19 protein-coding genes are annotated in these 14,334 nt (G+C 67.6%); 3 read left to right on the top strand and 16 right to left on the bottom strand.

Going from position 1 to position 14,334, the window contains the following annotated elements; genetic code table 11:
• Window positions 1–7 precede the first annotated feature (7 nt).
• A complete protein-coding gene (locus KUH32_RS10750) occupies window positions 8–850 on the bottom strand; it encodes an urea carboxylase-associated family protein (protein ID WP_217778034.1) in 843 nt (280 codons plus the stop codon).
• The gene (locus KUH32_RS10745; protein WP_217778033.1) at window positions 847–1,410 is read right to left on the bottom strand and encodes a carboxymuconolactone decarboxylase family protein; all 564 of its coding nucleotides are present in this window, start codon (window positions 1,408–1,410) and stop codon (window positions 847–849) included. Before KUH32_RS10745 ends, KUH32_RS10750 begins: the two co-directional genes overlap by 4 nt.
• Before the next feature lie 511 nt (window positions 1,411–1,921).
• Here KUH32_RS10745 and KUH32_RS10740 point away from each other — a divergent pair.
• Window positions 1,922–2,893, top strand: coding sequence for an alpha/beta fold hydrolase (locus KUH32_RS10740; RefSeq protein ID WP_217778032.1), 972 nt, complete (start codon window positions 1,922–1,924; stop codon window positions 2,891–2,893).
• On the opposite strand, the gene KUH32_RS10735 is transcribed toward KUH32_RS10740, so the two are convergent.
• The 3 genes from KUH32_RS10735 to KUH32_RS10725 form a co-directional block, all read right to left on the bottom strand.
• Window positions 2,878–3,015, bottom strand: a complete 138-nt coding sequence (locus tag KUH32_RS10735) for a hypothetical protein (protein WP_217778031.1) — start codon at window positions 3,013–3,015, stop codon at window positions 2,878–2,880. The two genes, KUH32_RS10740 and KUH32_RS10735, sit on opposite strands and share 16 nt — an antisense overlap.
• Before the next feature lie 189 nt (window positions 3,016–3,204).
• Window positions 3,205–3,846: a hypothetical protein gene (locus KUH32_RS10730; protein WP_217778030.1), complete on the bottom strand. Its 642-nt coding sequence runs from the start codon at window positions 3,844–3,846 to the stop codon at window positions 3,205–3,207.
• Between the two features lie 24 nt (window positions 3,847–3,870).
• Window positions 3,871–4,650: a succinate dehydrogenase iron-sulfur subunit gene (locus KUH32_RS10725; protein WP_217778029.1), complete on the bottom strand. Its 780-nt coding sequence runs from the start codon at window positions 4,648–4,650 to the stop codon at window positions 3,871–3,873.
• Window positions 4,651–4,848: 198 nt separating this feature from the next.
• Between KUH32_RS10725 and KUH32_RS10720 the strand changes: the two genes are divergently transcribed.
• Together KUH32_RS10720 and KUH32_RS10715 are read left to right on the top strand one after the other, a co-directional pair.
• Window positions 4,849–5,883 (top strand): nitroreductase family protein, encoded by a 1,035-nt coding sequence (locus tag KUH32_RS10720; RefSeq protein ID WP_217778028.1) that lies wholly within the window; start codon window positions 4,849–4,851, stop codon window positions 5,881–5,883.
• Complete coding sequence (locus tag KUH32_RS10715) at window positions 5,870–6,994, top strand: polysaccharide pyruvyl transferase family protein (protein ID WP_217778027.1); 1,125 nt, start codon at window positions 5,870–5,872, stop codon at window positions 6,992–6,994. Before KUH32_RS10720 ends, KUH32_RS10715 begins: the two co-directional genes overlap by 14 nt.
• 7 nt (window positions 6,995–7,001) lie before the next feature.
• On the opposite strand, the gene KUH32_RS10710 is transcribed toward KUH32_RS10715, so the two are convergent.
• The 11 genes from KUH32_RS10710 to KUH32_RS10660 form a co-directional block, all read right to left on the bottom strand.
• Complete coding sequence (locus tag KUH32_RS10710; protein WP_217778026.1) at window positions 7,002–7,331, bottom strand: hypothetical protein; 330 nt, start codon at window positions 7,329–7,331, stop codon at window positions 7,002–7,004.
• Entirely contained in the window at window positions 7,316–7,729 is a 414-nt protein-coding gene (locus KUH32_RS10705) for a hypothetical protein (RefSeq protein WP_217778025.1), read from the bottom strand. The genes KUH32_RS10710 and KUH32_RS10705 overlap by 16 nt, the downstream gene beginning before the upstream one ends.
• On the bottom strand, window positions 7,729–9,531 hold the full coding sequence (gene sdhA, locus KUH32_RS10700; protein ID WP_217778024.1) for a succinate dehydrogenase flavoprotein subunit: 1,803 nt from the start codon (window positions 9,529–9,531) through the stop codon (window positions 7,729–7,731). The genes KUH32_RS10705 and sdhA overlap by 1 nt, the downstream gene beginning before the upstream one ends.
• A 12-nt stretch (window positions 9,532–9,543) precedes the next feature.
• The gene (sdhD, locus tag KUH32_RS10695; protein WP_217778023.1) at window positions 9,544–9,915 is read right to left on the bottom strand and encodes a succinate dehydrogenase, hydrophobic membrane anchor protein; all 372 of its coding nucleotides are present in this window, start codon (window positions 9,913–9,915) and stop codon (window positions 9,544–9,546) included.
• A gap of 10 nt (window positions 9,916–9,925) precedes the next feature.
• Window positions 9,926–10,309, bottom strand: coding sequence for a succinate dehydrogenase, cytochrome b556 subunit (sdhC, locus tag KUH32_RS10690; RefSeq protein ID WP_217778021.1), 384 nt, complete (start codon window positions 10,307–10,309; stop codon window positions 9,926–9,928).
• 216 nt (window positions 10,310–10,525) lie between these two features.
• Window positions 10,526–11,224 (bottom strand): DUF4344 domain-containing metallopeptidase, encoded by a 699-nt coding sequence (locus KUH32_RS10685; RefSeq protein ID WP_348541111.1) that lies wholly within the window; start codon window positions 11,222–11,224, stop codon window positions 10,526–10,528.
• A gap of 23 nt (window positions 11,225–11,247) precedes the next feature.
• The gene (locus KUH32_RS10680) at window positions 11,248–11,451 is read right to left on the bottom strand and encodes a hypothetical protein (RefSeq protein WP_217778428.1); all 204 of its coding nucleotides are present in this window, start codon (window positions 11,449–11,451) and stop codon (window positions 11,248–11,250) included.
• Between the two features lie 97 nt (window positions 11,452–11,548).
• Window positions 11,549–12,574: a MaoC family dehydratase gene (locus KUH32_RS10675; protein ID WP_217778019.1), complete on the bottom strand. Its 1,026-nt coding sequence runs from the start codon at window positions 12,572–12,574 to the stop codon at window positions 11,549–11,551.
• Window positions 12,575–12,616: 42 nt separating this feature from the next.
• A complete protein-coding gene (locus KUH32_RS10670) occupies window positions 12,617–12,820 on the bottom strand; it encodes a DUF1737 domain-containing protein (RefSeq protein ID WP_217778018.1) in 204 nt (67 codons plus the stop codon).
• Between the two features lie 4 nt (window positions 12,821–12,824).
• Window positions 12,825–13,370: an NnrU family protein gene (locus KUH32_RS10665; RefSeq protein ID WP_217778017.1), complete on the bottom strand. Its 546-nt coding sequence runs from the start codon at window positions 13,368–13,370 to the stop codon at window positions 12,825–12,827.
• A 35-nt stretch (window positions 13,371–13,405) separates the two neighbouring features.
• Window positions 13,406–14,257: an HpcH/HpaI aldolase/citrate lyase family protein gene (locus tag KUH32_RS10660; protein ID WP_217778016.1), complete on the bottom strand. Its 852-nt coding sequence runs from the start codon at window positions 14,255–14,257 to the stop codon at window positions 13,406–13,408.
• Window positions 14,258–14,334: the final 77 nt, after the last annotated feature.

The following is a 14,334-nucleotide window of genomic DNA, read 5'->3' as shown; positions in this document are numbered from 1 at the left end:
ACCCGCCCTAGCGGCCGTGGCTGCGATCGTATCCGTTGCGCGGCGGGCTGGTCCAGCCATGCAGCGCACCCGGTTCGGGGGTCAGGATGTCGATCCGCAGCGGGTGGCAGAGCGCGGCGTCCGAACTGTGGGTGGCGCCGCAATCGCCACCCGGGCAGGCGCTGAGCGCGCCCAGCAGGTCGATCTCGGCGAACAGCACGAGGCTGTCGCCGGGCCTGGCCGGGCTGGCCTTCATGAAATACTGCCCCGTTTCGCGGGTGAAGCCGGTGCACATGAAGACGTTGAGCACGTCGTGGACATGCGGCTCGGCCTGGGCCAGGGACAGCCCGGTCGCGTCGGCCAGCGCCCGGGTCAGGTTGGAATGGCAGCAATGGTGATACGACGTGCCCGACAGCAGCATGCCGGTATAGGGATCGCAGCGGGTGCCGATCACGTCATGCACCGCGCCCCCATCGGCGTCGATGCCGTACCAGTCGAGATCGTCCCGCACGATGGTGGCCATCGGGCGCAGGAAGGGCAGGCACGACCAGAGCCGGTCGCCGATGCCGACATGGGTGCCGTGCAGCGCACGGGTCTTTCCGGAATAGAACCGCTCGGTCAGGTCGTGCGCGTGCCACAGGTTCAGGTCACCCACCTGTGGGCCCTCGGCGGCGGTGATGCGGAAGAAATGGCCGGCGGGGACGCGGAAGCTCGCGGCGTCGCGCGGGGCGGCCAGGGTCTGACCGGTGACGCGGGCCGAGGCCAGCGCGGCGCGGTAGAGCGCCATGTCCGGCCGCGGCAAGGTCTCGACGGGATAGCAGATCACCGGCTTGAGCGCGCGGTGGGCGGCGCGGTCGGCGGGGTCGGTCATGCCGTGTCGTCCTGCGGTTTTGGGGCGGTGAACCGGTGGCTGCGCGGATCGTCCAGGCCGGACAGGCCATGCCGCTGGGGCGCGGTGCGCAGATCGGTGGTGACGCCCGTGCCCTCGGCCACGCGGTTCATCATCTGAAAGGCGCCGGCGATGAGCAGCGCCTGCACGATCGCGGCTTCGCTGACGCCGGCGGCCAGAACCTTGTCCATGTCCGCCTGGCGGGCGCGCTGCGGCAGCGTCTGGAAATGTTCCAGATAGCCCAGCATCGCGGCCAGTTCGGGATCGAGCCCCGCCGTGGCGGGATCGTCCAGCGCCGCTTGCAGCCTGTCGGGCGCGATCCCGAACGCCTCGGCATAGAGCACATGCGCGCCGAGGCAGTAGGTGCAGGCGTTGCGCGCCGAGACGAAAGCCGCGATCAACTCGCGCTCGGCGATATCCCATTCTCCGGGGCCGCGCATCAGGTCGTCGATATAGCCCATCAGCGCGCCGGCATGGCCGGGATGCAGGCGGAGCAGGTCGGCCAGGATGGCGGTGTCGGGCAGGTTGGGCAGCTTGGGCATGGGGTGCGGTCTCCTGGGCGGGGGCCAGCGAAGCACGAAGCCGCGCGCATGGCAACCGGGGCGGACGGGGCGGTTTGCCCTGGCGGACGGGGGGTTCGGGCGCCGGCGCGAAACCGGCGCAAGCCTGGTCGCGGGCGGCAGCGGCGTGCCGCGTATTTTTCAAAGAGAAGAAGGGCAATCAACTCCGCGTTAACCAAGCCGCATCATTGTCGGGGATGCGGGACAGGCTGGCGAGCCGATGACCGCAAAGAGGAGAAGCCCCGCGCGCGCCCTTCAGGGATGCCGATCGAGGCCGGGGGCGCGGCGGGGTGGACCTTTTGCGCACGGGCGCGGGTCAATGCCGCGTCCTGCCCTTCTTCTCTTTTGAAAATACGCAATGGCGCGGCGGTGCCATCGCGCGTTGCGCGGGGATGGGGCGAAAACGGCCGGGCCGCGGCCGAGGTGATCCGGATCATGGCGAAGCGGCCCGTTTTGCCTGTATCGTTCCGCAAGCTGGAAAAGGCGGGGGGCGATGCGCGGGCGCAGGCGGTTTCTGATCGGAACGGGCGCGGTTGCCCTGGCGGTCGGGCTGGGTCTGGCCGGGATGTATCGCCGCGATATCGGCCGGGCGCGCAGGGCCCTGGCCGCGCGGCCGGCGCGGATCGTCGAGACCCGGCACGGCCCGGTCGAGGTCGCCGAAACCGGCCAGGGCCCGGCCCTGCTGATGCTGCACGGTACCGGCGGCGGGTTCGACCAGGGTTTGCTGCTGGCCCGCGGCCTTGCCAGGCATGGCTACCGGATCGTGGCGCCGTCGCGTTTCGGCTATCTCGGCACGCCGATGCCCGCCGGTGCGACGCATCGGCACGAGGCCGAGGCGATAGCCGATCTGCTGGATGCCCTGGGGCTGGAGCGGGTGGCGGTGGCCGGCGTGTCGGCCGGCGCGATCCCGGCTCTGAGCTTTGCGGGGCTCTATCCCGACCGCACCGCGGCATTGCTGCCGCTGGTGCCGGCGCTGAAACCACCCGGCGCGCCTTTGGTCGAGCCCTGGCCGCCGCTGCTGGAACAGGCGGTTTTCGCCGCCCTGGGGTCGGACCTGCTGTTCTGGGCAGCGACGCGGTTCGCCCGCGACCGGCTGATCGGCACGGTTCTGGCCACCGACCCGGCGCTGGTGCGCGCGGCACCGGCGGCCGAACGGGCCCGGATCGACGCGCTGATCGACACGCTGATGCCGATCTCGGCGCGGGTCGAGGGGCTGCTGTTCGACAACCGCCAGACCAACCGGGTGCTGGACTTGCCGCTGGACAGGATCACCGCGCCCACGCTGATCCTGTCGACCGAGGACGACCGTTTCATGACGGCGCGCAACGCGCGCTGGCTGGCCGGCCGCATCGCCGGGTCCGAGTTGCTGATCCTGCCCGATGGCGGCCATGTCTGGGCGGGCCATGACGACACGGCGACCGCGGCGATGCTGGCCTTGCTGCGTGACGTTCAGGCAGCCTGGTAGTAGGGGACGATGGGGCCGTTTTCGTTGGCCGCGTCGCGCGCGGGCTGTTTCGGCTCGGGCATGTAATAGGCGTAGGCCTGGTCGAGCGCGTCGAGCGCGGCTTGTTTCTGGGCTTGGGTCATCGGTTGCGCCTTTCGGGTTGGCGTGGTCCCCTCCCTGCCCTGCAAGATAGGCGCAACCGGTGCGACGCACCTCTGCAAAGCCGGCATTCTGGCCATGCCGAAAACGCAAAAATGCAACGCATGCGGAGGTTTCGGCCCGGGCCCGGACCCGAGGGAACCGCGCCCGGGTGGCGATGACGGAGAACCGGATCAGCGTTCGGTACAGACGGGACGTCCCGCCCGGGTATCGACGCCGAACGTGTCGGGCAGGACATACCAGTCCATCTCGGAGTAGCTCCAGCCGAAATGGCGGTCGCCCTGCCGGGCAAGGCCGTGCAGATCGAACTGGAATTCGCGGGGCGTGTTGGCAAGGCTCCAGAACAGGGAGTGGCGCCGGATGTCGGACAGACCCCGCACCTGCGCCGTTTCGCAGACGGCTTGCCCCGCGAAACGGTCGGCCACGGCGATCAGCGTTGCACCGCCAAGCATCGATGGCAGAATGACGGCAAACAGGGCTTTTGGAAACCCGAGCACGCAGGCGAGAAAGACGATCAGCGCCACCGGCACTGCGAAGACAACGGCCTGGCCCAGCAAAACCGCGTGGTCGGCCGGGTTGGGGATGGCCAGCAGGGCTATGGGCGGAAAGCCGAGCGCGAGAAAGGCCAGCACCGGGTCTCCGCGGATCAGCAAGACCAGGCCGGCCAGCACGGAAATCTCTGCCAGCGCCGTGGGGGCGGGGCCCCTGGCGGTCCCGTCAAGCGCGCGCCGGACACCGCGTATCGCGAAAAAGGTCCAGCCCACGGCGCAGGCCGCCAGCGCACCCAACGCGGCCAGCGTCACGATCACCGGCATGGCGAGCCACGTTCCGGGCGGTCGTCAAACCGCGCGATCGACCATCATCTTCTTGATCTCGGCGATGGCCTTGGCCGGGTTCAGACCCTTGGGGCAGGTTTTCGCGCAATTCATGATGGTGTGGCAGCGGTAGAGCTTGAACGGGTCCTCGAGTTGGTCCAGCCGTTCGCCCGTGGCCTCGTCGCGCGAGTCGATGATCCAGCGATAGGCGTGCAGCAGCGCGGCGGGGCCGAGATAGCGGTCGCCGTTCCACCAGTAGCTGGGGCACGAGGTCGAGCACGAGGCGCACATCACGCATTCGTAGAGCCCGTCGAGTTTCTTGCGATCCTCGATGGACTGGCGCCATTCCTTGGCCGGGCGGTTCGTCTTGGTTTCCAGCCAGGGCATGATCGAGGCGTGCTGGGCGTAGAAATGGTTGAGATCGGGGATCAGATCCTTGACCACCGGCATGTGCGGCAGGGGGTAGATCTTGACGTCGCCCTTGATCTCGTCGAGGCCGTAGATGCAGGCCAGGGTATTGATCCCGTCGATATTCATCGCGCAGGAGCCGCAGATGCCTTCGCGGCAGGACCGGCGGAAGGTCAGGGTCGGGTCGATCTCGTTCTTGATCTTGATGAGCGCGTCCAGAACCATCGGGCCGCATTTGTCCATGTCGACGAAATAGGTGTCGACCGACGGGTTCTGGCCATCGTCGGGGTTCCAGCGGTAGATATGGAACTTGCGCACATTGGTCGCGCCCTCGGGCTTGGGCCAGGTCTTGCCGGTGCGGATCTTGGAATTCTTGGGAAGTGTGAACTGAACCATCGCGAGTCAGATCCTCATGCCTCTGCTTTGACTGGACTATAGGGCTTTGCGGATGGGGTGACAAAGAGTAGAAGCCGGGTTTGATACGGCAAATTGTCCTAATCCCGGATTTTTCCGCGTTTGTGATCACACGCGGCCGGGCGGGGCGGATCGGCACGGCCCGGGGCGAAGCGGGCGCAGCACAAGGGACAGGCGGAGATGTTCGGGCGGTTGTTGAAGAAACCCAGCAAGAGCGAAAAGAAGGCGCGCAAGCTGGCCGAAGCCTTCGAGGTGGCGCTGGCGGCCGAAAAGACCGCGGTCGAGGCCGGATTGGCGGCGTTCGAGGCCGGCAAGGCGCAGGTGTCGCGCAGTTCGGCGCTGTTGCGGCGCAACGTGCACCGGATCGAGAAGGGCCTGTGCATGCCCGGGCCGCGCAGGCCGGTCTTTGCCGAGCAATACCTGGCCGACACGGTGATGCTGTATGCCAAGCTGGCCGCCGCCGGAGATGCCGAACCGGACGAGCTGAAATGGGCCCATGACGTGCTGAGCCGCTATTTCGACGCGGTCGACCAGTCGGTCGCCTTCGTCGCGGAAGCCAAGGCGGTGTGGGACGCGGCCAACGCGCCGCAGCAGGGCGCGGCAAGCGACGGCGCGGCATTCGCGCCCTACCGCTTTGCCGATCTGCCGGACTATGTGGGATCGGAGCTGGCCGCCCTGCCCGACCTGGACAGTTATGCGCGCCTGTGCCGGGCGCGGCGGTCGCAGCGCTGGTTCAGCGACACGCCGGTCGACCCCGCGGTATTGGAACGGGCCGTGGCCTGCGCCGCGCAGGCGCCGAGCGCGTGCAACCGCCAGCCGTTCCGCTTTTACGCCGCGCGCAGCCGCGAAAAGGTCAAGGCGATCACTGACCTGCCCCTGGGCACGGCGGGGTTCGGGGCGGACCTGCCCGTGGTGGTCGCGGTGGTCGGCGATCTGTCGATGTACGCGCATGCCCGCGACCGGCACCTGATCTTCGTCGATTCCGGGCTGGCCTGCATGGCCTTCATGCAGGCGCTGACGGCGGCGGGGCTGGGATCGGTTCCGATCAACTGGCCCGACATCCCGGAAAACCACGCCGCGCTGCGCGACATCCTGGGCCTGGCCGCCTACCAGGTGCCGGTGATGCTGATCGGGGTCGGCCACCCCAAGCCGGAAAGCATGATCCCCTATTCCGCGAAACGCCCGGTGCACGAGGTGCTGCATGTCGTCGACTGATATCCGGGCCGAGATCGCCGGCGTCTGGCTGCCCAACAAGGGGGCGGAGCTGATGGCGGTGACCGCGGTGACCGAATTGCGCGCGCGCATTCCCGGCATCGCCTTTTGTTCCAAGGCGCAGGGGCCCGACGCGCGCCGCGCCGCCCTGGGCATGCCGGCGTTCGAGCCGCGCAAGGGCAGTGTCTGGCACAGGACGGAAAAGCTGTGGCCCGGGATCGCGCGGCCGCGCGCCACCCGGGCCGAGCGGCCCGGCGTGACCCATGTCATCGATGCGTCCGGCTTTGCCTATGGCGACAGCTGGGGGGCGGGCAAGGCGCGGTCGCGGGCGGCGGCCTATATCGCCGCCGGCTATCCCACCTACCTGCTGCCACAGGCCTTCGGCCCGTTCGAGACCCCCAAGCTGCGCGGCATCATGCAGGATATCGTCCGCGGGGCGCGATCGATATCCGCCCGCGACCGGCAATCGCAGGCGCATCTGGAGGGTCTGGGCACCGGGCGCGAGATCACCGTCGTGCCGGACATCACGCTGGGTCTGGCGCCCGACCCCGCGCGCGTGGCGGCGCCGGATACGCCCTTTGCCGCGGTCGTCATCAACGCGATGCTGCTGAAATCGGGCACTTTCGGCGAGGACCGGCTGATGGCGCTTTACCGCGATATCCTGACCACCATCGCCAATTGCGGCGTGGCGGCGAAGATCGTGCTGCACGAACCCGAGGCCGACCGCACCCTGTCCGAGGAACTGGCGGCATTCGGCGGCGCGGACCTGGTCGCCTTCGACGATCCGCTGGATATCAAGAGCTATCTGTCGCGGGCGCGTGTCGTGGTCACCGCGCGGTTTCACGGGCTGGCCAACGGGCTGTCCTGCGGGGTGCCCAGCCTGGCCGTGGGCTGGTCGCACAAATACGCCGAGTTGCTGGAGGATTTCGGCACGCCCGAGATGATGTTTCAGGGCGACGACGCGGCGTTCCTGGCGCGGATTCGCGAGCAATTGACCTCGGACGAGGCGCAGCGCGCGGTGCGGGCGCGGTTGCTGGAGCGCAAGGCGGCCTTTGCCCGGACGCTGGCGCGGTATTGGGACGGGATCGCCGAGGACATGCTGCGGCAGCGCTGAGAGCGGGTCAGAGCCCGGTGAGCAGCACGGGCAGACCTCGATTGGCGAGGCAGGTCAGGGTTTCGGGCTGGCTGGCGATGTCGGTGACGATCTGCGCGGTATTCTCGGTCGGCCCGGTGACGCTGTCGATGGCCAGCGCGCGGATCTGGGCGGCCGAGGCGTTGTCGATCAGGCAGTCGATGGCCGGTTGCAAAGGCACCCCGGGAAAGCGTTCGGCCACCACCGGCGTGATGGCGGACCGGGCGGCGTCGCGCGCGAACTGATCCTGCTGCTGCGGCGAGCAGGCCGCCAGCCATAGCGGCGCGGCGGCAACAGCGATCGTCAGTAGCCGACGCAATAGCCCGTGCCCCCCTGCATGACGCCGCCGCCGCGCGTGCATCCGACAGAGGGAGCGGTCACGGCCGGGCGCGAGAGGGTTGTGACGCGCGCCGGTTGCCGCCCCGTTGCGGGCGTCTGCACCGGGGCGCCGGGATTGTTGGCCACGCGCGCCAGGCAGGACCGGTAGGCCGAATCGATCATGCCGCGCGCCATGCTCTTGCCGATGCCGGCGCCCAGCACCGAGGCGCCGCTGGAATAGTTCACCGGCGTGTTCGCACCGCGCTGCCGGGCGGCTTCGTAGGCCGCGCGGCATTCGTCCACGGTTTGGGCGGGCCGGCCCTGGAATTGCAGCAGGTCCTGTTCGGCACAACCGGCGCCAAGGGCGGCGCATGCCAGCGCGAGGGCGGTCCTGCGCATCAGAACGTCCGTTCCTTGGGGGCGATCTTTTTCAGCGCGATTCCGCCTTCGGCCTCGGTGGTCAGCGGGTCTTCGATCACCGGGCGGTAGGACAGCGCAACCTTGTCGCCGTCGATGCGGGAAATCGTGTGGACGCGCCATTTCTTGTCGTCGCGCTTGGCGAAATCCTCGTGGGCATGGGCGCCGCGGCTTTCCTTGCGCGCCTCGGCGCCGACGATGGTGGCCAACGCGTTGGGCATGAGATTGGTCAGCTCGAGCGTCTCCATCAGGTCGGAGTTCCAGACCAGAGACCGGTCGGTGACCTTGATATCCGACATCTTGCCGGCGATGGCGGTCATTTCCTTGACGCCGTTGGCCAGCGTGTCCGAGGCGCGGAAAACGGCAGCGTCGCGCTGCATGGTCTTTTGCATTTCCAGCCGCAGATCGGCGGTGGGAATCGCGCCATCGGCGTGACGGATGCCGTCGAAGCGGTCGAAGGCCTTGTCGATCTCGGATTTCGGCGCGGTGGGCACGGCGCTGTCGCGGTCCACCACCTTGCCCGCGCGGATCGCCGCGGCGCGGCCGAAGACCACCAGGTCGATCAGCGAGTTCGAGCCCAGCCGGTTGGCTCCGTGCACGGACGCGCAGCCGGCCTCGCCCACGGCCATCAGGCCGGGCACCACGGCGTTGGGGTCGGATTTGGTGGGGTTCAGCACCTCGCCCCAGTAGTTCGTGGGAATGCCGCCCATGTTGTAATGCACGGTGGGCAGGACCGGGATCGGTTCCTTGGTCACGTCGACCCCGGCAAAGATCTTGGCCGATTCCGAAATGCCGGGCAGCCGTTCGGCCAGCGCCTCTTTCGGCAGGTGGGACAGGTTGAGGTGAATGTGATCGCCCTCGTCGCCGACGCCGCGGCCTTCGCGGATTTCCATCGTCATGCAGCGGCTGACATAGTCGCGCGGGGCGAGATCCTTGTAGTTGGGCGCGTAGCGTTCCATGAACCGCTCGCCCTCGGAATTGGTCAGATAGCCGCCTTCGCCGCGCGCGCCTTCGGTGATGAGGCAGCCCGAGCCGTAGATGCCGGTGGGGTGGAATTGCACGAATTCCATGTCCTGAAGCGGCAGGCCGGCGCGCGCCACCATGCCGCCGCCGTCGCCGGTGCAGGTATGGGCCGAGGTCGCGCTGAAATAGGCGCGGCCATAACCGCCGGTGGCCAGCACGACCATCTTGGCGTTGAAGACGTGGAAGGTGCCGTCATCCAGTTTCCAGCACAGCACGCCCTTGCACTGGCCGTCCTCCATCAGCAGGTCGATGGCGAAATATTCGATGTAGAATTCCGCGTTGTTCTTGAGCGACTGGCCATAAAGCGTGTGCAGGATGGCGTGGCCGGTGCGGTCGGCGGCGGCGCAGGTGCGCTGCACCGGGGGGCCTTCGCCGAACTCGGTGGTGTGGCCGCCGAAGGGACGCTGGTAGATCTTGCCCTCTTCGGTGCGGGAAAACGGCACGCCGTAATGTTCCAGCTCGTAGACCGCCTTGGGCGCCTCGCGGGCGAGGTATTCCATCGCGTCGGTGTCGCCCAGCCAGTCGGAGCCCTTGACGGTGTCGTACATGTGCCACTGCCAGTTGTCGGGGCCCATGTTGGACAGCGACGCGGCGATGCCGCCCTGTGCCGCGACGGTGTGCGACCGGGTCGGGAAGACCTTGGTCACGCAGGCGGTGCGCAGGCCCTGTTCGGCCATGCCCAGGGTGGCGCGCAGGCCGGCGCCGCCGGCGCCGACGACCACGACGTCATAGTCATGCGTCTCGTATTCGTAGGATGCCATGTTGTTCAGTCCTTAAAGAGCGATGCGGGCGAGCGCGAAAAGGCCGGTGGCGATCAGCCCGTAGCTGAGCGCGGTGACCGCGATGATCAGCGCCTTTTTCGTGGTGCCGCGGGTGTAATCCTCGATCGCGACCTGCGCGCCCTTGCGGAAGTGGTTGAGCCCGACAAAGATCACCAGCCCGGTCAGGATCGCCGGAACCGGACGCGAGAATGTCGCCAGAACCTGTTCGTGGCTGCCGCCCAGTGCCTTGCCGAAGATGAACAGGAAGGCGGGCACGATCAGCGCGAGGCCGATGCCGCTCATGATCATCGACCAGTGATGTTCGGTTCCCGAATGCGCCGAGCCCTTGCCTTCGGCGCGCTTGCGGTCGGTGAGATAACGCATGGCCGTCCCCTCAGATGATCAGAAGTGTCAGGACGGTCAGCACGACCGATCCACCGATGCAGGCCCAGCCCAGCTTTTCCGCGGTGGGCACGTCCAGGCCCTTGCCGGCGCTGTAGATCACGTGCCGCAGGCCGCCCAGGTAGTGATACCAGATCGCCAGAAGCGACAGCGTCAGGACCAGGTCGCCGAACCACGAGGTCAACACCGCGTCGGCCACGGCGAAATATTCGGGGCTGGTCGCAGCGGCGAGCAGCCACCAGATCACCAGCAGGGCGCCGACGATCAGGCCGTTGCCGGTGATGCGGATGAGGATCGAGCTGATCGAGGTGATCTGCGGGCGGTAGATCTGCAGATGCGGAGACAGCGGGCGGGGGCCCGGTTTCGCGTCGGCCATGGCATTGTCCTTTCGGTTCCCTGATCAGGGTTTTATCGGTTTTCTGCATGGTGTCACGGGTGCTTGCCCTTGGGACACGCGGTTTTTTGGCGCAATGCGGTGGAAATCGGCCGATATGTGATCACACTCTCAAAGCCGTGATCACAGTTTCGGCGCTACCATCGGAATCGCGCGGCCCCTGCTGATTCTGCGCCGCGGCCCCGGATGCGGGCCGGATCATTCGGAAAGCCGCCAAAGCTGCCGGAGATAGGGTTCGAATTCGGTGCACAGGACGATCTCGCGCCCGTCCGGGTAAAAATAGGCGTTGGCCTCGTCGCAGGGCTCGACGATCAGCGTCAGCGGTTCGGGCCAGCGGAAGACGGCGTTCAGGCGGTCGGTCAGGTCGGCGGCCACGCGGTGGGACAGGCTGTCGCCGTCGGCCACCAGCGTGATCGGGTCGCCCGAGGCGTCCTCGAGATCGTCGAAGACCGGGCCCCAGCTGTCCCAGGCCAGCTGGAATTCCTCTTCGCAGGTCTCGGCGCGGTCCTCGGGCAGGTCCATGTCCTGGGCAAAGCCGTCGCGGCCGTCGGGGTCGGCGCCGTAGAACAGGCACACGGTGTTGAAGAAGCGCTGTTCGTCGGGGCCGTGCGTGTCCCACCAGGCGACGTCATGGCCCTCGGCGTCGCGGGCCATCGCCTCGGCGGCAAAGCCGAAGGACGCGTCATAGGCCAGATCGAGCGCCTCGTCGGCTTCGTGCAGCGCCTCGACCAGCAGGACCGAGGCGACATCGGCGGCGTCCTCTTCCTGGCCGAAGACCGGCAGGGCGAGCAGGTCGACCATCGCGTGGCCGATCTCGTGATAGAGGATGCCGGTGATGTTGGCCGCGACGAAGGCGTCTTCGTCCGGGTCCGCGCAGACCGGACCGGCGAGAGCGATGCAGAGCAGGGCGCGGGCGCGGATCAGTCCGCGAAACCCAGATGGGCCAGCGCCTGCGCGCCACGGTCGCGGCGGGCCGGGTCGGACGACCGCAGGTCGCCGTGGATGCGTTCCACGAGGCTCGACATGGCACGGTTGCGCAAAAGGTGGCGGATCGTGTCGGGCACGTCCTGGCTGGGAATGGCCAGCACCTCGTCGGTGGCGGTTGGCAGCACGTGATGCGGCATGGGCAGCGTCCCTTGTCGTTCCGAATCCCCCCGATGGCGCAAAGCTAATGGCAGCGCCGGGATTCGGGAACGATTCGATGCCGTCTGGGGATAAGTCCTAGCGCGGCACCAGCGCCCAATAGTCGAGATCGAGCAGCACGTCGGGCTGGTATTTGCCGTCCGCGCCGCGCAGGTCGAACGGCGCGCCGCCCTTGGTGGCCACCAGCCGCAGGCGCAGCGCGCCGACCGACGGGTTGGCGGTTTCGGCCCGGTCCAGCACCTCGGACCAGGCCTTGACCGTGTCGCCGGCGAAACAGGGATTGGCATGCGCCCCGGCATTCAGCCCGGCGATCATCTGGGCGTTGGCCAGCCCGTTGAAGGACAGCGTGCGCGCCAGCGAGATCACGTGACCGCCATAGATCAGCCGGCCCTCGGGGCGGAAGGTCAGGTCGAAATGCACCTTGGCGGTATTCTGCCACAACCGGGTGGCCATCATGTGTTCGGCTTCTTCGATCGTGACGCCGTCGACATGGTCGATGGTTTCGCCCACCGCGTAATCGCCCCAGCGATGCGGCTCGCCCGCGAGGGCAAAGTCGTAGTCCGAGAAATCCAGCCCCGCCGGGATGGTCAGGTCGGCGGCGTCGAGATGCGGCTTGAGATCGGGCACCACGGTGTCGGGCGCGGGCGCATCGGCATCGCGTTTGCGCACCATGACCCAGCGGACATAGGACATCACCGCCTCGCCCTTCTGGTTCAGCCCGGTGGTGCGGACCCAGACGACACCGGTCTTGCCGTTGGAATTCTGCTTGAGGCCGATCACCTCGGAGACCGAGCGCAGCGTGTCGCCGGGATAGACCGGTTGCAGGAACCGCCCCTCGGCATAGCCCAGGTTGGCGACCGCGTTCAGCGACACGTCCGGCACCGTCTTGCCGAAGACGACATGGAAGGCGGCCAGATCGTCCAGCGGGCTGGCGGGCAGGCCGCAGGCGCGGGCGAATTCATCCGAGGAATAAAGCGCGTGGCGGGCGGGATAGAGCGTATGATAGAGCGCCCGTTCACCGCCCGAGACGGTCCGGGGCACGGCGTGGTGGATGGTGTCGCCGACGCGATAATCCTCGAAGAAGCGCCCCGGATTGGTCTTCATCGCATTCATCTCCTTTTGCGCTGTCGCCGCGCGGCTTGCGCGCTAGTGCTCGCTCAGCTTGGTGTCGGTTGTGTAGGTGCCGGGCGCGTCTTTCACCACGGCCTGGCCGCAGCGCATCACGCCGTTGGCGGCGTCGAAGGCATAGGTGGGCTGGCCGTGCAATTCCCAGCCCTTGTTCAGCGCGTCGGTCACCTTGTGGCAAAAGGCCGAGGTGTCGTCTTCGGTCAGAAAGCGATAGAGTTTCATGGTCTTATCCGAATGCTGGGTAGCCGAGCAGATAATGCGCGCCGGACAGGATGGCATAGACGATCACGGTTCCGACGATCGCCTTGATCTCGCGGTCGCGGGCGAAGGGCGGCTGCGGGCGGACCCATTCCGTCTGCTTGTTGATGACGATGACCTCAGCCACCGCCCAGGCCAGAAGACCGCCGAACAGCACCAGCGACGGCATGTCGCCGTTCACCAGGATATGGGCCAGCGCCCAGACCTTGACCGCGGTCAGTTGCGGGTGGCGGATGCGGGCGGTGATGGCGGTCTTCAGGCCCGACGCGGCGAAGAGGTAGACGGAAAACAGCATCAACAGGTTGTTGATGCCCACCATCGCCGGGTGACGGCCCCAGAAGAACGCGCCATCCGCCATGCGGTAGCCCAGGATCATCAGCGCGAGGCCGGCGAAGATGCCCAGCGTGACGATCCCCCTGCCCTTGTCGCCCATCGCGGCGCGGCGGTCCGGCGCCACGCGCTTGAACAGATGCGCCGCCGACCAGATCAGCAGTCCCAGAATCAGCAAAAGCATGTCGACCTCCTGTTTCAGACGTCGCTACTAAGCGGTCATTCGGCCAGGGCCGCAATGGCCGCGGCCTTGGCCAGGGTCGATTTGGCGGTCACGATGTGCAGGTTCTCGACGATCTTGCCGTCCACGACGGCCACGCCCTGCCCCGCTGCCTCGGCCGCGTCGAAGGCGGCGATCTGGCGGCGGGCCAGGTCGATCTCGGCCTCGGAAGGGGCAAAGGCGGCGTTGGCGATGTCGACCTGCGCGGGGTGGATCAGCGTCTTGCCGTCAAAGCCCATGTCGCGGCCCTGCGCGCATTCGGCCCGCAGCCCGTCGTCATCCTTGAAGGCGTTGTAGACGCCGTCGACGATGACCTGGCCATGCGCCTTGGCCGCCAGCAGGCACAGGCCCAGCCCGGTCAGCATCGGCAGGCGGTCATCGCGAAAGCGGCTGTTCAGTTCCTTGGCCAGATCGTTGGTGCCCATTACCATGCCGGCCAGTCGCGGATGCGCGGCGATATCGGCTGCACCCAGCATGCCGCGCGGGGTTTCCATCATCGCCCAGAGCGGTTTGTCGCCCACCAGCGCGGCCAGCGCGTCGAGCTGCGCGGGGCTTTCGACCTTGGGCAGCAGGACCGCGTCGCAATCCATCATGGCGGCGGCGCGGGCATCGGCCTGGCCCCAGTCGGTATCCAGCCCGTTGATCCGCACGATCCGCGTGCGTTTGCCGTAATCGCCGCGCAGTGCGTCCGCCAGAACGGCGCGCGCGGTGTCCTTTTCGCCGGGCGCGACCGCGTCCTCGAGATCGAAGATGACCGCGTCGACCGGCAGCGTGCGGGCCTTTTCCAGCGCCCTTTCCTTGGATCCGGGAATGTAGAGCACCGAGCGATAGGGCCGCGCGCGCATGTCCATGATCATCTCCTGCGAAACAAAGTTGCGCAGAAAGGGCCATTTCCGGACGGAAAGTTCAAGGGTTGATTTGCCGCATC

The organism is Thalassococcus arenae (assembly GCF_019104745.1).
In the GTDB taxonomy this organism is placed as follows: domain Bacteria; phylum Pseudomonadota; class Alphaproteobacteria; order Rhodobacterales; family Rhodobacteraceae; genus Thalassococcus_B; species Thalassococcus_B arenae.
Note: the sequence above shows the minus strand (reverse complement) of the source record. Positions and strands in the feature narration are given on the sequence as shown.